19 protein-coding genes are annotated in these 19,727 nt (G+C 49.4%); 3 read left to right on the plus strand and 16 right to left on the minus strand.

All coding sequences use genetic code 11. The features are described from left to right. Positions 1-34: 34 nt before the first annotated feature. From smc to GUA98_RS02400, 11 genes are all read right to left on the minus strand, one after another. Positions 35-3,610: a chromosome segregation protein SMC gene (smc, locus tag GUA98_RS02350; protein WP_193721946.1), complete on the minus strand. Its 3,576-nt coding sequence runs from the start codon at positions 3,608-3,610 to the stop codon at positions 35-37. 196 nt (positions 3,611-3,806) lie between these two features. Next, a complete protein-coding gene (gene rnc, locus GUA98_RS02355) occupies positions 3,807-4,505 on the minus strand; it encodes a ribonuclease III (RefSeq protein ID WP_095287860.1) in 699 nt (232 codons plus the stop codon). A gap of 13 nt (positions 4,506-4,518) precedes the next feature. Next, complete coding sequence (gene fabF / locus GUA98_RS02360; RefSeq protein ID WP_095287861.1) at positions 4,519-5,757, minus strand: beta-ketoacyl-ACP synthase II; 1,239 nt, start codon at positions 5,755-5,757, stop codon at positions 4,519-4,521. Between the two features lie 178 nt (positions 5,758-5,935). Continuing rightward, complete coding sequence (gene acpP / locus GUA98_RS02365) at positions 5,936-6,169, minus strand: acyl carrier protein (protein ID WP_024630176.1); 234 nt, start codon at positions 6,167-6,169, stop codon at positions 5,936-5,938. A 152-nt stretch (positions 6,170-6,321) separates the two neighbouring features. Then, positions 6,322-7,071, minus strand: a complete 750-nt coding sequence (gene fabG, locus GUA98_RS02370) for a 3-oxoacyl-[acyl-carrier-protein] reductase (RefSeq protein WP_095287862.1) — start codon at positions 7,069-7,071, stop codon at positions 6,322-6,324. A gap of 37 nt (positions 7,072-7,108) precedes the next feature. Next, positions 7,109-8,041: an ACP S-malonyltransferase gene (fabD, locus tag GUA98_RS02375; protein ID WP_153977973.1), complete on the minus strand. Its 933-nt coding sequence runs from the start codon at positions 8,039-8,041 to the stop codon at positions 7,109-7,111. Positions 8,042-8,068: 27 nt separating this feature from the next. Then, the gene (locus tag GUA98_RS02380; RefSeq protein WP_153977972.1) at positions 8,069-9,058 is read right to left on the minus strand and encodes a beta-ketoacyl-ACP synthase III; all 990 of its coding nucleotides are present in this window, start codon (positions 9,056-9,058) and stop codon (positions 8,069-8,071) included. An 8-nt stretch (positions 9,059-9,066) separates the two neighbouring features. Beyond that, positions 9,067-10,062, minus strand: coding sequence for a phosphate acyltransferase PlsX (gene plsX, locus GUA98_RS02385; protein WP_153977971.1), 996 nt, complete (start codon positions 10,060-10,062; stop codon positions 9,067-9,069). After that, on the minus strand, positions 10,059-10,607 hold the full coding sequence (gene fapR / locus GUA98_RS02390) for a transcription factor FapR (protein ID WP_221192561.1): 549 nt from the start codon (positions 10,605-10,607) through the stop codon (positions 10,059-10,061). Before fapR ends, plsX begins: the two co-directional genes overlap by 4 nt. 416 nt (positions 10,608-11,023) lie before the next feature. Then, the gene (gene rpmF, locus GUA98_RS02395) at positions 11,024-11,197 is read right to left on the minus strand and encodes a 50S ribosomal protein L32 (protein ID WP_090923906.1); all 174 of its coding nucleotides are present in this window, start codon (positions 11,195-11,197) and stop codon (positions 11,024-11,026) included. A gap of 63 nt (positions 11,198-11,260) precedes the next feature. Next, positions 11,261-11,767 (minus strand): YceD family protein, encoded by a 507-nt coding sequence (locus tag GUA98_RS02400; RefSeq protein ID WP_153977970.1) that lies wholly within the window; start codon positions 11,765-11,767, stop codon positions 11,261-11,263. Positions 11,768-12,221: 454 nt separating this feature from the next. On the opposite strand from GUA98_RS02400, the gene hmpA reads away from it, so the two are divergent. Next, entirely contained in the window at positions 12,222-13,460 is a 1,239-nt protein-coding gene (hmpA, locus tag GUA98_RS02405; RefSeq protein ID WP_193721947.1) for an NO-inducible flavohemoprotein, read from the plus strand. 256 nt (positions 13,461-13,716) lie between these two features. Beyond that, positions 13,717-14,949, plus strand: a complete 1,233-nt coding sequence (locus tag GUA98_RS02410) for a nucleotidyltransferase (protein WP_193721948.1) — start codon at positions 13,717-13,719, stop codon at positions 14,947-14,949. A 158-nt stretch (positions 14,950-15,107) separates the two neighbouring features. Here GUA98_RS02410 and GUA98_RS02415 read toward each other — a convergent pair whose 3' ends face one another. Continuing rightward, positions 15,108-16,148, minus strand: coding sequence for a SepM family pheromone-processing serine protease (locus tag GUA98_RS02415; RefSeq protein WP_193721949.1), 1,041 nt, complete (start codon positions 16,146-16,148; stop codon positions 15,108-15,110). A gap of 205 nt (positions 16,149-16,353) precedes the next feature. Here GUA98_RS02415 and GUA98_RS02420 point away from each other — a divergent pair, with 205 nt between their 5' ends. Beyond that, the gene (locus tag GUA98_RS02420; RefSeq protein ID WP_193721950.1) at positions 16,354-17,604 is read left to right on the plus strand and encodes a nucleoside recognition domain-containing protein; all 1,251 of its coding nucleotides are present in this window, start codon (positions 16,354-16,356) and stop codon (positions 17,602-17,604) included. On the opposite strand, the gene coaD is transcribed toward GUA98_RS02420, so the two are convergent. From coaD to GUA98_RS02440, 4 genes are all read right to left on the minus strand, one after another. Further along, positions 17,582-18,088, minus strand: a complete 507-nt coding sequence (gene coaD, locus GUA98_RS02425) for a pantetheine-phosphate adenylyltransferase (RefSeq protein ID WP_095358817.1) — start codon at positions 18,086-18,088, stop codon at positions 17,582-17,584. The genes GUA98_RS02420 and coaD overlap by 23 nt on opposite strands. A 1-nt stretch (position 18,089) precedes the next feature. After that, positions 18,090-18,698 carry a 16S rRNA (guanine(966)-N(2))-methyltransferase RsmD gene (gene rsmD, locus GUA98_RS02430; RefSeq protein ID WP_095287869.1) on the minus strand — a complete coding sequence of 203 codons (609 nt, stop codon included), beginning with the start codon at positions 18,696-18,698 and terminating at the stop codon, positions 18,090-18,092. Positions 18,699-18,978: 280 nt separating this feature from the next. Continuing rightward, the gene (locus GUA98_RS02435) at positions 18,979-19,311 is read right to left on the minus strand and encodes a hypothetical protein (protein ID WP_193721951.1); all 333 of its coding nucleotides are present in this window, start codon (positions 19,309-19,311) and stop codon (positions 18,979-18,981) included. A gap of 26 nt (positions 19,312-19,337) precedes the next feature. Continuing rightward, positions 19,338-19,622 (minus strand): hypothetical protein, encoded by a 285-nt coding sequence (locus GUA98_RS02440; protein WP_193721952.1) that lies wholly within the window; start codon positions 19,620-19,622, stop codon positions 19,338-19,340. Positions 19,623-19,727 lie beyond the last annotated feature (105 nt).

Genomic DNA, 19,727 nt, shown 5'->3' on the forward strand with positions numbered 1-19,727 from the left:
TAACAAGTTCCTGATGCATATAGAATTGATTTCTTTAAGCACTGGCTATTTCGGCTTCCTCATCTTCCAGTCTAACCGAAACGAGCTTCGATACTCCGCCCTCTTCCATGGTGACACCATATAGTACATCCGCTTCTTCCATTGTGCCCTTCCGGTGAGTAACAACGATAAACTGTGTCTGTTCGGAGAATTCCCGCAAATACTGGGCGAAACGTACCACATTGGCCTCATCCAGCGCTGCTTCGACTTCATCGAGCACACAGAACGGTACTGGCTTCACGTGCAGGATGGCGAATAGCAGCGCCATGGCCGTTAATGCGCGTTCTCCGCCAGATAAGAGCTGCAGGTTTTGCAGTTTTTTGCCTGGCGGCTGGGCAACAATATCAATTCCGGTTTCCAGAAGCCGTTCCGAGTCCATCAGAACCAGATCCGCACGACCACCGCCAAATAGCTTGGTAAATACCGTACCGAACTCACGGCGGATTGCATCAAACGTTGTCTTGAAACGTTTAGCCATCTCATCTTCCATCTCACGGATGACTTGATACAACGTCGTTTTAGCTTCCACCAGATCATTTTTCTGCTCATTCAGGAACTCGTAACGTTCGTTAACCCGCTGGAATTCTTCAATCGCGCCAAGATTGACTTCACCCAGAGCAGAGATGCTGCGCTTAAGCTTCTGTACTTCTGCCTGGGTGCTCTCTACATCTTCAGGTACGGGGTATCGCTCTTTCGCCAGCTCATATCCAAGTTCATAGTCGTCCATCAGTTTACGCAGAATGTTTTCGAGTTCAACATCAAGCCTGTTTACGGAAATTTCCGTTTGACGCATCTGTTCTTCTACCGCTTTTAACTGTGTACGCTGTTCCTTCGTTTCACTCTCCGCAAGTTCAAGCTTCTTCGACAGCTCACTTCGTGCAGCACGCTTGAAATCCAGCTGCTCGGAGGCTTCCGTTTTCTTCAGCTTGAACTGGTTCAGATCTTCAATCTGTTTGACGCTTTCCACCTGCGTTTTCTTCATGTCTGCTTCCATGGAAGCCAGCAGTGTCCGGTTTTGACGTAAATCTTTGACCAGCGACTCCACTTCCCGCTCCAATCGGCGCAGCTGCTCCTCATTCGAGAACCGTTCCTGATCCAGCTTACCCTCTCTGACTTTCAGTTCGGTCAACTGGCTCTGCAGCTCTTCCTTCGCAGACTCATTCGCTTTGCGGGCAAACTCTGCAGCATGAATGGCACGGTGAGTTGCCTTCTCTTCCTCTTCCAGCTGCTCCAGCTTCTGCACAGCTGCTTCGCGTGCCGTATCCATCTCTTTGATTTCTTCGGTAAATCCGCTTTTCTCCTGGCCAGCCACCGCAACCTGTTCCAACACGTGACGCAGCTCGTGCTCAACCTGTTTCATTTCCATCGATGCCTGCTGTTCGGCATTTCGTGTATCATCACCCGATTGACGCAGCTCATCCAGCTTGTCCTGGCATTGCTCCAACTGGGTTTTCACATCGTCAACACTGCGGTGCAGCTTCACAATCTGGTTTTCGGTATCCAAAATATCCTGGTCCAGTTGGTCCAGCTGCCGTTTCCGGCTGAGCAGACTTACATTTTTCTTGTGCTGGCTTCCCCCTGTCATGGAACCGCCCGCATTGACTACATCCCCTTCAAGGGTCACAACGCGGAAACGGTACTGACAGCGTGCCGCGATTTTATTGGCGTATTCCAGCGTTTCGGCAATGATGACATTCCCGAGCAGGCTTCCAATGATATTCGCGTAACGGGAATCGAAGTGTACAAGATCCGCACCAATTCCTACGAAACCATCCATGCCTTCAATCATGGAACGCTCACTGGAACCAACGGTACGTGGACGAATGACATCAAGCGGCAGGAATGTGGCCCTACCGAGCTGACGCTGCTTCAGGAATGCAATGGCCTGTCTGGAGACCGACTCGTTTTCCATAACGACATGCTGAAGTGCAGCACCCATTGCCGTTTCCACAGCCAATTCGATTTTTTCAGGAACTTTAACCAGCTCCGCCACGGCTCCAAGTACACCACTAAGCGTACCTTTGCGAGAAGCTTTGAGGACTTCTTTGACCCCAAGCATAAATCCGTCAAAATCATCCTGCATCTCTTTCATCGTATCCCGGCGGGATACCTGAGCTTCGCGCTTCTGTTCCCATTTCCGAACCGTACTGCGACTCTCTTCCAGCAGCTTTTGCAAAGATTGCAGTCGTTCACTTTCAGTTATATATCCGCCGCGCAAGTCACTGATTTCTTTACCCAAGCGGACTACTTTTTTCTCAATCTCGGCTTTTCGAGCTTCGAGCGTTTGCTTCTGCTCTTCCCACTTGCCGGATTCCTCGGATGCACGGTTCATGCGACGTTCAAGCGACTCTTTCTGCTGATCGGCGTACCGGATCTCGTTGCGCGTCTGAGCCATCTGGTTCATCAATTCCAGCAAATTACCCTTAAGGCTCTCTTCCTGCTGCTGACTGATACCGCCCGTAACGCCAATGAGCTTCGCCTCTTCTTCAGACAGACGGTTTCGCACGTCACCCAGTTCCTGCTCCAGCTTGCCAAACTTCTCGCGTAATGCAAGCAGCTCAGCCTCACGTTCCCGATGTCGTTCTTCACTCGCAGCAAGTGTAACCGTGAGCTGCTCATGATTGGTTTGCAGATGACGAGAACGTTCTTTGAGCAATTCGCCCAGACCTTCACTTTTCTCCGTGGCTTCACTGAACTGCAACAAGGCAGATTGCAGCTCTTCTGTCTCCGATTCCAGAATTCGCAGTGCATTCCGGTCGCTTTCCAGCTTGGCATCATGTGTGGAAACAATGGCGGCAAGACCAACTTCTTCTTCTTTTAGCGACTGTAACCGTTCATTCGCCTTGCTCCAGGACGCATGAATCTGTTCGATCTGGTAGACATACATGGAGATTTCCTTCGACTTGAGCTGTCCACGCAATTCCTTGTAGTGAATCGCTTTTTCCGACTGCTCTCTCAGCGGGCCAATCTGGTCCTCCAGCTCTGTAACCAAATCGTGAATCCGCAGCAAGTTCTGCTCCGTCTCGTCCAGCTTGCGTGTGGCATCCCGCTTACGGGATTTATACTTCACAATACCGGATGCCTCTTCAAAGATACCCCTGCGATCTTCAGAACGAGTACTCAAAATTTCCTCGATACGACCCTGTCCGATAATGGAGTACGCTTCCTTACCGATCCCGGTATCCATAAACAATTCCGTTATATCTTTCAGCCGACAGGACTGTTTGTTAATAAAATATTCACTGTCTCCGCTGCGATGTACACGACGTGTTACTGTCACTTCACCAAAATCAAGGGCAAGCGCGTGATCTTCATTATCCAGCGTTAACGACACTTCACCGTAATTGACGGCTTTTCTTGCATCACTGCCAGCAAAAATGATGTCTTCCATTTTGCCGCCCCGTAGTGATTTGGCACTTTGTTCCCCGAGCACCCAGCGAATCCCGTCTGAAATATTACTCTTGCCACTTCCGTTCGGACCCACTACAGCCGTAATGCCGCGAACGAATTCCATCTCTGTTTTGTCGGCGAATGACTTGAATCCACCCAGTTCAATTCGTTTCAGAAACATAGGGTATCCCGTCACCTCCTCTTGCTTATTTCATGTGCTCCTTCAGCGCTGAACTTGGATTAGGAATGAATCTTTTTTCCCCATCCTCTCTTTACAAAAAAAAGAGCAAAAAGCAGTCCGGCCGATAATTTCCGCCGGGGCGGACCCGAGGGGCTGCTCTTTGCTCTTCGTTTGTCTATGCGCTACCCGGTAAAGCTCAGGCCTCCGGAAGCTTCAATCGATCAAGCGCTGCGGATGCAGCCTGCTGCTCGGCTTCCTTTTTGGAACGTCCTGTACCTCTGCCAAGCCGTTCTTGACCCATATGGACCTCCGAGACAAACTCACGTTCATGGGCAGGGCCCCGTTCTTCGACGATCCGATACTCAAGAGCTCCCATATTGTGATGCTGAGTGAGTTCCTGTAGTTCCGTCTTGTAATCGCTCATCTGAAGCTTGCCGCCCAGTACGATCAACGGAAAAACATGCTGGTCCAGAAACGTTCTGACTGGCTCCAGTCCCTGATCCAGATACAATGCACCGATGAAGGATTCAAACACATCAGCCAGCAAAGCCGGCCGTGTTCGTCCTCCCGTCAGTTCCTCACCTTTACCAAGAAGTACATACTGACCAAAACCAAGTGCTTCTGCAAATTTGACGAGGGAAGGCTCGCAGACAATAGATGCCCGCAGCTTCGTTAATTCACCTTCCGGACGGTTAGGATACAAATGATACAAGTATTCCGATACAGTCAACTCAAGCACCGCATCGCCCAAGAACTCCAGACGTTCGTTATCCTGGTGCTGACTGAATCGGTGTTCGTTTACATAGGAAGCATGGGTAAACGCTTGTTTTAGAAGCTGCCTGTTGTCAAATTTGATTTGAAGTTTGTGTTGTAACTGCTTCAGATCTTCACTCAAACGAACTAGCCCCTTATGCTTCAAATTTTTTGAGGATAATGGTAGCATTGTGACCGCCAAATCCAAACGAGTTGGACATGACTACGTTCACGTTGGTTTCACGCGGAACATTCGGAACATAATCCAGATCACATTCCGGATCCTGATTTTCCAAATTGATCGTAGGTGCGAGTGTCTGATGAGTCAGAGACAGTCCGCAGATTACGGCTTCCACGCCACCAGCTGCACCCAGCATGTGACCTGTCATGGATTTAGTGGAGCTTACTGCAAGCTTGTACGCGTGATCACCAAATGCCTTTTTGATTGCCAGCGTTTCGGATCGGTCACCCACAGGAGTTGATGTACCGTGTGCGTTGATGTAGTCCACTTCTTCCGGTTCAATTCCGGCATTGCGAAGAGCCATCTTCATGCAGCGTGCTGCTCCATCCGGATCCGGCTCAGTCATATGATGAGCATCGCCAGTCAGACCGTAACCGATCACTTCACCATAGATACGTGCACCACGTTTTTGAGCATGCTCCAAGGATTCCAGAATCAGAATACCTGCTCCTTCACCCATAACGAATCCGTCACGTCCTGTATCGAAAGGACGGCTTGCCTTAGCCGGCTCGTCATTGCGTGTAGACATCGCGCGCATTGCACAGAAACCAGCCAGACCCGTTGGTCTGATTGTCGCTTCCGCACCACCGCAGATCATCGCGTCTGCATCACCATTTGCAATCATCTTGAAAGAGTCCCCGATGGAATGCGTTCCTGTAGCGCAGGCTGTTACTACGTTGGTGTTCGGACCTTTAGCTCCGAGAGAAATCGACATTTGGCCAGAAGCCATATTAGAGATCATCATAGGGATGAAGAATGGGCTAACCCGTTTTGGACCTTTTTGCAGCAATGCATTGTGCTGGTCCTCCCAAGTTCCCAATCCGCCAATACCTGAACCGATAGATACGCCAAAGCGCTCGGCTTCGATGTTCTCATTAATTTTCAAGCCACTGTCTTCAACAGCTTTGAAACCAGCTGCTACAGCAAATTGAACAAAACGGTCCATTTTGCGAGCATCCTTGCGATCCATATATTCATCCGGGTTGAAATCCTTAATTTCGGCAGCAATTTGTGTCGTGTATTCACTCACATCAAAGGCCTCAATCTGAGAGATTCCGGACTTGCCTGCCATTAAACTTCCCCAGAACGTTTCCAAATCTTTTCCGAGCGATGTCATTACGCCCATTCCGGTAATTACTACTCTTTGTTTCAAACCGACTCACCTCTATATCGACTGCTTGCGCAATTATTTTGTGGGAATATCCGCAAGCGGATGCTCACCCATCCCGATTCGAAAATCAAGCTGGATCAGCATCGCTGCGGAATGAGAAAAACCAATGAATGATGAGAAGTCCCGCCTGTTCGAAAACAGGTGCGGGACTGAATTGACTTTAGGTATGAGATTGTATGTAGTTTACAACTTCACCTACGGTCGTGATTTTTTCTGCATCTTCATCAGAGATTTCCAAATCGAATTCATCTTCCAATTCCATGACCAATTCTACTACATCCAAAGAATCAGCACCCAAATCTTCTTTGAAAGATGCTTCAAGTGTAACTTCAGCTTCGTCTGCGCCCAAGCGGTCGACGACGATGCGTTTTACACGCTCCAATACATCGGACATCCGGTTCACCTCCTCCTTGGTATTATACGAGAATCGCAGGCAAAATGCCATAGAAGACATATGCGGCTCCCGGCCGGGGAATCCGGCCTTTTTCCGGCATTTCGGATCGTCCAGCGCCTGTTCCCCGACTATTAATTTAAGTCCGGGATGTTTTACATGTACATGCCGCCATCGACGTGCAATGTCTGCCCTGTCATATACGATGAAGCTCCCGATGCCAGGAATGTAACAACTCCGGCAATTTCATCCGGCTGACCCAGTCGGGACAGTGGAATGCCACTCAGCATACCATCTACGAGTTCCTGTGACAATTCCTTGGTCATATCCGTCTCAATGAACCCCGGTGCTACACAGTTAACCGTGATGCCACGGGAAGCCAGCTCTCGAGCCGACGCCTTAGTCAGACCGATGACCCCTGCCTTTGCAGCAACGTAGTTGGCTTGTCCGGCATTACCCAGAACACCAACCACAGAAGAGATATTGATAATTCTGCCCGAGCGTTGTTTCATCATTGGACGAGTAACGGCTTTGAGGCAGTTAAATACCCCTTTGAGATTGGTCTCAATAACCTGATCAAACTCTTCCTCTTTCATGCGCATGATCAGATTATCACGTGTAATCCCTGCATTGTTAATCAGAATGTCAACATTGCCCCAGGCTTCAAGAGTAGTCTTGACCATTTGTTCAGCTTCATCCATTACTCCAACATTGGCCTGAATGGTGATGGCCTGAACTCCCTTGGCACGAATCTCTTCCGCCACTTCTTCAGCAGCAGCCTGACTGCCTGCATAGTTTACGGCTACATTCGCACCAGCTTCAGCCAGAGCAAGTGCAATGCTGCGGCCAATTCCGCGAGATGCCCCTGTAACCAGTGCGTTTTTACCTTCTAACGGTTTAGACAACCTAATTCCTCCTTTCTCCAAATAACCTGTCATTTAATCACTTTAATGCAGCTGCAGTAGCTTCAAGCGTTTCAAGACTGTTCACATTGTACAATTTTACGGATTTATCTGTTTTTTTAATCAATCCGGTCAATACACTTCCAGAACCAATCTCAACGAAGGTATCTACACCTTGCTCAATAAGCCATGTCACACTGTCTTCCCATAAAACCGGAGAATAGACCTGTTCCGTCAACAATTGCTGAACCTGTCCATTTTCCACAGGTCTTGCTGTCACATTAGCGACTACAGGAACCTTGGCTGGCGAGAATGTTACAGTCTCCAATTTCTCTGCCAGTTTCCCAGCAGCCTCCTTCATCAATGAGGAATGAAAAGGACCGCTAACTTCCAGTGGAATAGCACGCTTGCCGCCAGCTTCCTTCACCCGTTCCGCTACAGCAGCCACACCTTCCTTGACACCGGAAATAACAATTTGACCCGGACAGTTCATATTAGCAAGTTCAACCGCGTGACCCGTTTCGGATACGTCCCGGCAAAGCACCCCCAGCGCTTCCCGATCCGCACCCAGAACTGCAGCCATTGCTCCCTGCCCTCCTGGTACTGCTTGCTCCATATACTGACCACGTGCCCGTACAATGCTCACGGCGTCAGCAAATGTCAGCACGCCCGCTGCAACGAGCGCACTGTATTCACCCAGACTGTGTCCAGCCGTATAGTCGGGCTCAATCCCTTTTTCTTTAAAAGCCTCAAGCAATGCAATACTCGCAGTGAGCAGAGCCGGTTGTGTATTTGATGTCTGTTTCAACTCAGTCTCTGGTCCTTCAAACACGAGATTGCTCAGCGAGAAGCCCAGCACATCATCGGCTGTACGGAATATTTCTGCTGCCGCAGGCACAGACTCATACGCGTCCTTGGCCATGCCTACAGCCTGTGATCCCTGTCCGGGAAATACAAATGCGATTTTGCTCATTAGATTTATCTCTCCCAGCTATCTAATTTACCAAACGAGTACAGATGCACCCCAAGTCAGTCCGCCACCGAACCCAACCATCAAGATGGTGTCGCCGGCTTTCATGCGGCCCTCTTCTGCTGCCTCCACCAAGGCAAGCGGAATGGATGCTGCCGAAGTATTGGCGTATTTGTCTACGTTGACAACCACTTTTTCTTCTGGAAGCTCAAGTCGCTGCATAGCGGATTGAATGATACGAATATTTGCCTGATGAGGAACAAACAGATCCACGTCCGTGCGCTCCAACTCCGCTTTACGCAGAACTTCATCTGTTGCTGTACCCATTACACGCACCGCAAATTTGAACACTTCACGGCCATTCATGTAAATGTAGTGTTTTTTATTCTCAACCGTCTCTGCGGATGCAGGCAGACGGGAACCGCCGCCCTCTAGTTGAAGCAGGCCGCCACCAGCACCTTCCGCTCCAAGGTCAAACGATTTGAATCCGCGACCTTCAGGAACTTCACCAATAACGACCGCGCCCGCTCCGTCACCGAACAATACGCATGTGTTGCGGTCTGTATAGTCCGTGATCCGGGATAGACAATCCGCGCCAATAACAAGCGCGTTGTTGTACATGCCGCTTTGGATAAAGCTGGTTGCTGTTGCCAGGCCATATACAAATCCTGAACATGCAGCGGACAAATCAAACGCCGCAGCGCCTTTAGCGCCGAGCTTATCCTGCAAAATGCAGGCCGTAGACGGAAATGCCGAGTCTGGCGTAATTGTGGCTACGATGATCAGATCCAGATCACTGCCTGTCATTCCAGCAGATTCAAGCGCCTTCATCGCTGCTTCGTATGCCAGGTCCGAAGTGGCCTGATCCGGAGCTGCGATATGACGTTCCTTGATTCCAGTGCGGCTAACGATCCATTCGTCATTGGTATCTACCATTTTCTCAAGGTCACTGTTGGTCAAAATTTTCTCCGGTACATATTTCCCTGTACCAATAACCCCTACCGGGCGCAAATTATTCATGTCGTCACTCACTTCCCGCTAATTTCCTTAGATATGCTTTCCACCAATTGGTTCTGCACTGCAATTCTAGCTTGGCGTACAGCGTTTTTGATCGCATTGCCATCCGCTGATCCATGACTCTTCACTACCAGTCTGCTCAACCCGAGAAGCGGCGCACCGCCATGCTCGGTATAATCCAGTTTCCGTTTCAGTCCGCGCAGCTCAGGCATCAGCACCGCTGCAGCCAGTTTGCTTTTGAACGAAGATGAGAACTGTTCCTTAAGCAATGCAAAGATGGCACCTGCTGTGCCTTCCAGCGATTTCAGCAATATGTTACCGGCAAATCCGTCACAGACAAGCACGTCGCATGCACCTGTAAGTACATCGCGAGCTTCCACATTACCAACAAATCGAATCGGAAGCTGCTCCAGCAGCGGATATGCGTGCTTCGTTAGTTCGTTCCCTTTGCCCGGCTCCGTTCCGACATTGAGCAATCCCACGCGGGGTGAGTCGACTCCTTGTACTTTCTGACGATATAAGCTGCCCATAAGTCCATATTGTGCCAAATGTTCGGGCTTGGCATCCATGTTGGCACCCAGGTCAAGCGCAAGCACGCCAACATCATCAATTGTTGGAATCATCGGGGCAAGTGCCGGCCGTTCAATACCTTCCATGCGGCCCACCACGAGCAGGCCGGTTGTCATAAGCGCTCCGGTATTTCCTGCAGAGATCATGGCATCCGCTTCGCCTTCCTTAAGCATGCGGCCCGCGACCACCATGGAAGCATCCTTTTTGCGACGAACAGCCTTAACAGGCTCGTCATCCGAACCGATCACTTCCGAAGCATGACGGACTGACAGGTTAGCCGGCTTGATCGCTGACTGATTCAAAAGTGGTTCCAGCTTGGCTTCATCGCCAACAAGCACGATCTGTGTATCTGCCCATTCCGTGGCGGCAGCTATTGCACCTTCTACCGTTGCCTGGGGTGCATGATCGCCTCCCATGGCATCTATGACGATTTTCATTCCAGATGACCTCCCTCTAGGCTGTCGTCTCCACCCGAACGGTAGATGACAAAGTTGCCTTGAAACACCATTTCCTCACCTACATAGGTGAACACTTCAACTTTTGCTTTACCCTTTTGACCCGAGATCGATCTCACATACGCTTTCGCAATACATTTCTCGGCCAGATGAACCGAACGAACAAATCGAATATCGGCCGAAGCCGTCAATGCAATCTCGTCATTAATGACAGCGACGGCCAGGGAGTTAGCCTGGGCAAATACATAGTGACCACGAGCAATTCCTGTTCTCGAAAATACATGCTCTTCCTTGATCTCAAACAAGGAGATTCCACTTTTGTCCAGCTGCAAATCTACAATATCACCGATAATCTCATGCAGAGGCAGCGAGCGTACCTGGTCATACGAACGCTCTGCCATCAGTTTCATTCGTTCACGAAGCTCAGGAATTCCCAGCTCCAGACGGTCGAGGCGAATCGTTTGAATACTCACCTTCAATTGGCGCGTAAGTTCCTGATCCGTCACAAACGGATTGTCTTCGATCATTTTGGTCAATTGCTGCTGCCTCTGTCTCTTCGGTACACGTTCGATGCCTGACACCCCCCGCTGTATCGTATAAGAAAGCGTCCCCTGCAGGTCCGTTCTATCATTTCACTTCGTTCTCTATAATGGAGCCTCTGATCTTCAGAGGTCATTCAACATACGAATTCATGGTTCTTCTCTATGTAACCCCAAATCTTAGAACCTGGTACTAAAGCATAGTATATCTCATCCTGTGTCAAAAAGAAAGACTGGGCGGGCAAAAACCACTCTCTGCTAAACAGCCGCTCTCCTGCATTCTACGAATCTTTCTTCTTGAAACAATCAACCGAAGTCATCCCGGCCCTTAACACAAACATGAATTTGAACATTCAAAAAAAGTAGTACCTCATCGAAATGAAGTACTACTTGATGTCTAACTATTATTGAGAGATGATCTCTCTTGCTTTGTACGTTCCGCACACTTTGCACACGTGGTGAGCAAGCTTCAATTCGCCGCATTGTTCACATTTCACCATGCCCGGTACAGCCAATTTAAAGTGAGTGCGACGTTTGTCGCGACGCGTCTTGGACGTTCTCCGTTGAGGTACTGCCATTATTCCCACCTCCTTATCAAAATCAACCTTTGCAGGTAGTTGTTACACTAGATTTTCATTTGCTCATTTAAAAAAATCCTTGAGCCCTGCAAGCCGCGGGTCGATAACTTCGTTATCGCAACCGCAGTCACCCTCGTTCAGCTCATGGCCACACTTTGGACATAGCCCTTTGCATGTATCGCTGCATAGCGGTATAAACGGTAGGTGCAGCAGAAAAGCTTCCTCGGCATATAGCTTCAGATCGATGTCCTCTCCATCCACATAGACAGTATCATCTTCTTCAGGCAAGTCCTCCGGCTGTTCTCCCTGCTTGAATTGCTCATGAAAATCAATATGAAGATGTTCACTAATCGGCTTGAGACAACGTGAGCACAACATGTCCACTCCTGCTGACACTTTGCCATGAACATCCACCACGCCCCCCGTTGCTTGTTCTGCAGATAAATCCGCAGTCAGCGGGGTAACGGCTGTGATATCTTGTCGGTTAGAAATCAGTTCCTGAATATCCCACTGTTCATTGAACTGCAGGGGTCGGTCACTGATAGCCACTTTGCGAAATGGCAATAACATTTCCCATCACTCCAAACGAAACCAATTTCATAATTCATGTTAAATGCTATACGGCAGTTATACAGATCAAGTCTGATCATTATGCACTTCATATCTTGACTGTATGTATTCTGACGATTCATCGTTAAAAGTATTATGAAATTGACTTAACAAACAAAAATCATTATACCGATTTTCCAAGACGTTTGTCAACACTTTTAACTTTACACCCTTTTGGAAAAGAAAGATACCCGAACGATAAAAACACTCTTCCGCATTATAAACTTTCTCTCCGCCATACGACAAGCTAATCCTTTTACTTGCTTGACGGACACATTTCCTTAATTATTCGTGTGATGTAGATCACACGTCCCCCTTTAGACCCTATCTATACTTGCTATGTGCCACGCATAATAGATACATGGCGCAAGGGTACCCATCTAAATTGTAAATCCATTTATGGGAGGAAAAATCCATGTTAAGCGAAAATACAATTCGAGTGATCAAATCCACCGTACCTGTACTGGAAGTTCACGGCGAAGCCATTACCAGCCATTTCTATAAAACGATGTTTGCACATCATCCCGAACTGCTGAATATTTTCAATCACGCTAACCAAAAACAGGGACGGCAGCAGGCCGCTCTTGCCAACATGGTATACGCCGCTGCCCTTCATATTGATAATCTCGCCGCAGTCCTGCCAGCCGTGCGCCAAGTCGCGCATAAACACCGCAGCCTCGGCATCGCCCCGGAACAATACGAAATCGTGGGCACGTATTTGCTGAAAGCGATCAAGGATGTGCTGGGTGATGCTGCGACCGAGGAGATTATTGCTGCGTGGGCAGACGCCTACAATGTCATTGCTGGTGTCTTTATCGGATTAGAGAAGGACCTGTACACAGCGAGCGAGAACCAAAACGGCGGCTGGGAAGGATTCCGATCATTCCGGGTTGCTAGAAAGGTGAAGGAAAGCGACCTGATTACTTCCTTTTATCTAATGCCAACGGACGGCAAGCCCATAGCCACATTTCTACCTGGACAGTATATCAGCCTCCGGATGAAACCCGAGGGGAATGCATATGCCCAAATTAGACAGTACAGCCTTTCGGAAGCTCCAGGAAAACCGTATTATCGCATTTCCGTTAAACGTGAGAGTGCTCGGATGGAACGACCGGATGGTGTTATATCGACATATCTGCATGATCATATCACAGAAGGAAGCTTGGTCGAATTGTCTGCTCCTGCGGGCGATTTCACACTGAACACGGAGGATTCACGCAATGTCGTATTATTAAGTGGTGGCGTTGGGCTCACTCCGATGATCAGCATGTTGAACACGCTGGTTGACAGTCATGTCCAGCGTTCCGTCACTTTTGTTCATGCTGCCCTGAATGGCGAAGTTCATGCTTTTCGAGATCATGTAAATACATTGGCTGAACAGCATGAGAACATACAGGCATTTTATTGTTATGCACAACCGAACCCAGATGACCGCGAGCAATCGCGTTTTCACAGAGAGGGTTATATTGACGCAGCCTGGCTGTCACAGCTGATCCGCGAGCCCCTGGAATCCGAATACTATTTGACCGGTTCTGTCCCCTTTATGCAGACGATGTATGCGGCCCTGGGCGAGATTGGCGTTTCACCTGAGAATATTCATTATGAGTTCTTTGGACCCAAAACAAACCTGATTCCTGCATCGGAAGCCATTTAATTTATCTCCAGAAGTAATAATAATGGACCATCCATGACTCCCCTGAAAGCACGGACCGTATTCATCTGAATGCGACACCGTGCTTTTTTGGCGTTTTCTTAACGCTTTTATTTGAATAACGACGCTCGTATCCCCTATTATTAAGCAAGACGTTTCTGCTCGGTGAAGCAGTAATAACATTAAACGACCCATTCGAACAAAATCCCCATTCAGGTATTGTACATACATAACCTTGTTATTGAAAGGAGTGCACGTGATGAAAGCTGTAGGTGTAATTGTTGAATATAATCCGCTGCATAACGGACATGTCTATCACTTAAATGAGGCCAGACGGCTAAGCGGAGCAGATGCCCTTGTGGCCGTCATGAGCGGCCCTTTTCTCCAGCGCGGGGAACCCGCCATTGTGGGCAAAAGGGCTCGTACGGAGATGGCGCTGCACGCAGGCGCCGATCTGGTGATTGAGCTGCCGGTTGCCTATGCGGTACAACCGGCGGAATGGTTTGCCTTCGGTGCGGTTTCGCTGCTGCACCGCACCGGGGTTGTGGACTCGCTCTGCTTCGGCAGCGAGTCCGGCGACCTGGACAGCCTGCAGCGCATTGCGCGCGTGCTGGCTGTGGAGCCCGCAGGGCTGCGCGAGGACATCGCGCGCCGCCTGCGGGAAGGCGCCAGCTACCCCGCCGCATACACTGGCGCGGCGGCAGCGCTGGCGCCCGGCGGCGTGAGCGAAGTTGCCGCCGCCGAACTGCTCGGGCAGCCCAACAATTCGCTTGGGCTGCACTACCTGATCGCGCTGGAACGACTCGGCAGCGCGATCCAGCCCTTGACGACGGCACGCACCGGTGCCGCGTATCATGAGGCGACGCCCGGACCGGGGGCGATCGCCAGTGCAACAGCCGTCCGCCGCCTGCTGATGGCGGACGGCCCCCAGGCCGCCGCGCCGTATGTGCCGGCGGCAACACTTGCCATTCTGCAGCGCGAATGGCAAGCAGGGCGCGCTCCCGTGCACTGGGAGCGCTTCGCCCAGCCGCTGCTGCACACCGCGGCGACCCGCCGTGCCTCCGAGCTGGCAAATGTCGCCGAAGTCACGGAAGGATTGGAGCACAGGCTGCTCCGCACACTGGCCCAGCTTCCGGAGCCAACGGTCGAATCGCTGCTGGATGCACTCAAAACCAAGCGGTACACGCGCACCAAGCTGCAGCGAATGTTGACCCATATTCTGTTGAATCATGCCAAGGCTGAATTTACCCCGGACAAGCTTGCGGAAGGACCTGGTTATCTTCGTGTCCTTGGATTCAATTCACGGGGACAAAGTCTCTTGAAACAGATGAAAACGGCCTCGTCCCTGCCTGTTGTGCTGAAACCGTCTGCCTTTACTCACAATCAGCTGGAGCTTGATGTGCAGGCACAAGCAGCATATGCCCTCTCTTATGAGCAGACGGACACACGGACCATGTACAGCGACTATTATGAGCCGCCAGTTCTTTGCTAAATATTGTATTGTAAATAAATTGTTCATAAATGTTCTTATCCAAAAATCCCCTATGCCGTGTCGTTTATTCAAACGATCGCATAGGGGATTTCAATTGGTCTGCTCATTCTTTCCTTGATAACGCGCTTGCTCCTAATCACATTATCCATATCAAGCTTTTATGATTTGGCGGATAGTGTTTTTAGATAAGCGAGGGCATCATCTACCGTATTCACAGGAACCAGCTTCATTTTAGTGCCAATCTGTTCGGCTTTGGCTTCAGCTTCCTGATAATTCTGTTTTGGAACGAAGAAAATCTCCGCCTCTTTTCGATCCGCAGCAACGATTTTATGCACCACACCACCAATGGGACCGACTACGCCTTCTTTGGTGATCGTGCCCGTGCCCGCAATTCGGTGACCTTGGGTAAGATCCCCGGGAGTAAGCTGATTATAAATTTCCAGGGTAAACATCAATCCGGCGGAAGGACCGCCAACCTGAGTATCCGTAAACGTAATTTGTTTATTCGAATCTTCGGGTTTTACTTTCTGTACGGTTCCAATCATTACACCCAACCCAGGCCGGGTAGCACCCGTTTTGTTGTCTTTTACTTCAATCAGCTTCACATCACGGCTAATCGTCTCGCCTTCGCGTTCCAATTGCATTTCTACCGTATCTCCCACTTTTTTATCCTTCAACTGGGCCGATAATACGGTGTTATCCGGTGTAGCTGTGCCATTCACGCCGAGGATAATGTCGCCAGGAGCAATATCTCCTTGGGGTTTCGGATCCTCCGATAAACCAAACACGAAGATATGTTCAGGAACGATGGAATACTTAACCCCCGCCTGCTCGTAAGCCGCTTCCATGGCGGAAGATTGGGAATCGCTCATGAACCATACCTGTTCGGCAGAGTACTCTGCTTCCGTTTTTCCTTGCAGGCGGTCTTCCTTTTTGTCAATCTGCATATTTCGGTTAAACAAGGACGTACCCAGCAAAAACACATTGGCATACGTTGCCGACACCGTCGTCATCATGAATACACCACGTTCTTCCTGGTCCCCATCCTTAACCGTAACCATTGGTTTTACTTCATCCGCGCTGCCAGGCATATAGATGATGTATGGCGTTGGCATATACACTGCAACATAGACAACCAGAGCCACCACGATCACAAAGATCGAAGCTCTGAAGCCGCCAGATTTTCGAATCCGATTCATCGCATGAGCCCCCGTTCTTTGCGTTTCTTCTATAATTATAAGTCTAACATCCTCAATCTCACGCATACAATGGTACAGGCCGGATAGGCCGCAGTATTCTGTCGCTTGTCCGGTCAAGGCCGAAGCGTCCCCTGGACGTCATTCGGCCGTCCAATCCGATTACTGCAGCCGAATGAATCGGCGCTATTTCATATGAGGTGAAACGATGACAATGCAGACCGAGGTTACAGGATCCAACCCGATTAGGTCGGTACTACTTAGTACCGGCGCTTTGTTACTGGTCGTCGCTGTAGTTGTATCTCCAAAAGATGCCTTCGATGCCTCCATTCAAGGATTGGACATCTGGTGGAAAATTATCTTCCCGGCAATGCTCCCATTTTTGATGCTGTCGCAAATGCTCACTGCATTTGGTTTTACAGACGCTCTCGGCGTCTTGCTGGGACCACTGATGCAGCGTTGGTTTCGCCTCCCCGGCGAAGCAGGACTAGCCCTTGCGGTCGGCATGTGCGGAGGATTTCCTGCTGGGGCGGACACAGCGTCCCGTTTGGTTCGGGATCAACAAATAACCGGCAAACAGGCCATTATTCTGGTCGCTGCAGCTCATTTCACCAATCCGATGATGATCATTTTGGTCATAGGTGCCGCTTTTCTTCACCAGCCTGCTGCCGGATACTTTCTACTTATGATTCATTGGCTCAGTGGATGGATTGCTGCAATCATTGCCATTCGTTTCAATCGCAGTCATCACAAACAGTCCACTACAGTCAGTCCCCCCAAGCACAGCCAGCACCAGGGGCTTTGGTTTCAAATGATGAACGCAGCCCGTGAAGCCCAGGCCCGAGATGGCCGCGGGTTCGGCAAACTGCTGGGTGACACCGTGTCTCATGCGGTTCAGACGCTAATGATGACTGGTGGTTACATCATCGGTTTTGCCGTGTTCATACGACTTCTGGGCCTATACATCACACCCGGCAGTTCGGCTGCCCTCTGGCCTTCTGTATTGGAAGTGCATTTGGGCACATACCATTTAAGTCAAACGCCATGGGCTCCCTTACTTACGATTTCCCTCATAGCTGCGGTTCTTGGTTGGGGTGGACTGTGCTCCCATTTACAAGTCTCAGCTGTGATGAAATCCGCCGGAATGGCAGGCAAAAGCATGATCTATTTTGCTGCTGTACGTTTCCTTCATGCATTGACTGCCTTTTCATTAAGTGTTTTCCTCTGGATACCCTTCAGCCGCTATAGTGCAGAGGTATGGGCTCCGTTCTGGCCTTCTGCAGGCGCGGATGAGACAACTCTGCTGCCGCTGCAATCCCAGCTTGAAGGCAGCACCGCTGCGGCAGAGATTTTATGGAGCAGCTTCCCGGCAGTCTGTATCGGACTTGCGATCATTCTTGCCGTTATGATCAGCCTGTCGGGCTTGACCCACTGGTTTAACCGCCGTTTTTCTCGCTGATTTTCCGGCGTAGTGCCGTTTCCACTTCCGGGGACACCAGATCGGTTACATCTCCATGGTAATGAGCAATTTCCTTGACGATACTGGAGCTCAAATACGAATATTTCGGATTGGTCATCATAAAGATGGTTTCCGCATCCGGGTTCAGCTTGCTGTTGGTGGAAGCAAGCTGCAGCTCATATTCGAAATCAGTCACGGAGCGTATGCCACGAACGATGACCTGAGCTTCCTTTTGCCGAACATAATTGGCTGTCAGATCACGGAAGCTATCCACTTCCACATTAGACAGATGGCCTGTAACTTCCGTAATGAGCGCTTTGCGCTCTTCCACCGTGAACAGTGGATTTTTGCTCATATTATTCAGTACAGCCACGATGACGCGGTCAAATTGCTTGGACGCCCTGGCGATAATGTCCAGATGGCCCATTGTTACAGGATCAAAACTCCCGGGATATACGGCAATCCGTTCCTGCCTGTGTATCATTTCAGTCATGAGGAGCCTCCTCTTCTGCTATGCTGTTTTCTCCATCATTCGATGCCTCAGGTGCATAATCATAGATGGACACAGCTGTCTCCCCATACACAGCCTTGCGCGTTTGTTCAAACGGGCCGAATTGCTCAGGGTAACTATATTTGGATTCATATTCAAGCACGATCGTCGCTTCCGGTTTAAGCAGTTCAAGCTCATGCATCGTAAGCATCAGCTCATCCCCGTTTTTCATCCGGTAAGGCGGATCGAGAAACACCAGATCAAATTGTGTCGTTCGCTTGGCAAGCGCCTTTAACGCACGACCTGCATCATTACGGTATATAGCTGCCTGATCCTCCAGCTTGGTTGCCTTCAGATTGGCGCGGATCACTTCAATACTTTTGGATTCCAAATCAACAAAAACAGCCTTGTCCATGCCGCGGCTCAGCGCCTCAATTCCGAGACCACCACTACCCGCAAACAAATCCAATGCTGTACCGCCCTCAAAATAAGGGCCAATCATGCTAAACAGCGCTTCCTTCACCTTGTCGGTGGTCGGACGTGTTCCATTGCCAGGAACAGCCTTCAGCGGTCTGCCTTTCGCACTCCCGGATACCACTCTCACTGATGAGTCACCTTTTCTCTCTATGTAAGTTTATTGATACAGCTATCGTACCACACTCGGGTTCAGTTTGAAAAATAGTCTGTCTTCAATCATTTCAAAAAATTGTTGACCCGTTGTTGACGCATATGTATAAAAAGGAAACATTTCGGCCATTCTATAATTATCGACATCACAAGTGTCGTAGACAACCGCGGAGAAGACTTACGTTTCCCCATAAGCTCTTCGTCCGGTTTCTCCTCTCCCATGAAAAATAGGCCCTCGAAAGAGGGCCTGTTTTTATTTACTTTCTATGATGTATGGAAACTGGAAACCATTCATTACGACTGTATGCATAAAAGGAATGACTTAACTCAACCCGTTGTCTTCGTTTACTGAACTCTTTGTAACGGTCCTCGCTGACCGTCATGTCAAAATAAATCACCTGCTCCTTTTTGGCATATCTGACCGAAGACTTTCGTTCATATTCTTCCGGCAGGCAGCGAAAAACAAAAAACAGCTCGATATCACATGCCGGATACTTCATTTCAGCTTGTTCGAAAACAGGTTGTAATTCGTCAGATAAGGAGGCGACGTATGTTGACCCGGACGTATCGGATGTTTTGCCCATTTTCACAGTAACCTAGCTCCTTGATTTTTTGATTATTCATGGTTCTCCATCTCCCGGTATTTCCGATTGGAGCGCCGCAAGTTAACCATGGAGACCAGCAGAAGAACTACCGGTATGAATAGATTCCAATTCTGCTTAACAATCATCACAATACCGAAGAACGCTATCCCCAGCCAAACCAGAATTTCAATAGACTCAGCCTTGGTTAGCGTAAGCTTAAACGCTTTTTTGGAGATGAGACGAACGAGGTAATACACGAGTACAGCATAGAACACACCCATAGCCAGGATTGCGACTAGAGCAATTAACATTTCCATGAACATGCTCCTCTCACCTCCAAATTGGTTTACCTTAATTTCCTTTATCCATATAAGATAAAGTGTATCTCAACTTAGACTCCAAGACATATTTTGCGTTTCAAT

The sequence above is a fragment of the Paenibacillus sp. P13VS genome, assembly GCF_015143645.1.
Taxonomy (GTDB): Bacteria; Bacillota; Bacilli; order Paenibacillales; family Paenibacillaceae; genus Paenibacillus; species Paenibacillus xylanilyticus_A.

Coding starts and splice junctions, on each gene's coding strand:
- GUA98_RS02410 (WP_193721948.1), top strand. CDS start 13,717: ATGAAAGCTGTAGGTGTAATTGTTGAATATAATCCGCTGCATAACGGA.
- GUA98_RS02440 (WP_193721952.1), bottom strand. CDS start 19,622: ATGGAAATGTTAATTGCTCTAGTCGCAATCCTGGCTATGGGTGTGTTC.
- GUA98_RS02400 (WP_153977970.1), bottom strand. CDS start 11,767: ATGTTATTGCCATTTCGCAAAGTGGCTATCAGTGACCGACCCCTGCAG.
- GUA98_RS02415 (WP_193721949.1), bottom strand. CDS start 16,148: ATGAATCGGATTCGAAAATCTGGCGGCTTCAGAGCTTCGATCTTTGTG.
- fapR (WP_221192561.1), bottom strand. CDS start 10,607: ATGATCGAAGACAATCCGTTTGTGACGGATCAGGAACTTACGCGCCAA.
- GUA98_RS02420 (WP_193721950.1), top strand. CDS start 16,354: ATGACAATGCAGACCGAGGTTACAGGATCCAACCCGATTAGGTCGGTA.
- hmpA (WP_193721947.1), top strand. CDS start 12,222: ATGTTAAGCGAAAATACAATTCGAGTGATCAAATCCACCGTACCTGTA.
- smc (WP_193721946.1), bottom strand. CDS start 3,610: ATGTTTCTGAAACGAATTGAACTGGGTGGATTCAAGTCATTCGCCGAC.
- GUA98_RS02380 (WP_153977972.1), bottom strand. CDS start 9,058: ATGAATAATTTGCGCCCGGTAGGGGTTATTGGTACAGGGAAATATGTA.
- fabD (WP_153977973.1), bottom strand. CDS start 8,041: ATGAGCAAAATCGCATTTGTATTTCCCGGACAGGGATCACAGGCTGTA.
- coaD (WP_095358817.1), bottom strand. CDS start 18,088: ATGATACACAGGCAGGAACGGATTGCCGTATATCCCGGGAGTTTTGAT.
- rpmF (WP_090923906.1), bottom strand. CDS start 11,197: ATGGCAGTACCTCAACGGAGAACGTCCAAGACGCGTCGCGACAAACGT.
- plsX (WP_153977971.1), bottom strand. CDS start 10,062: ATGAAAATCGTCATAGATGCCATGGGAGGCGATCATGCACCCCAGGCA.
- acpP (WP_024630176.1), bottom strand. CDS start 6,169: ATGTCCGATGTATTGGAGCGTGTAAAACGCATCGTCGTCGACCGCTTG.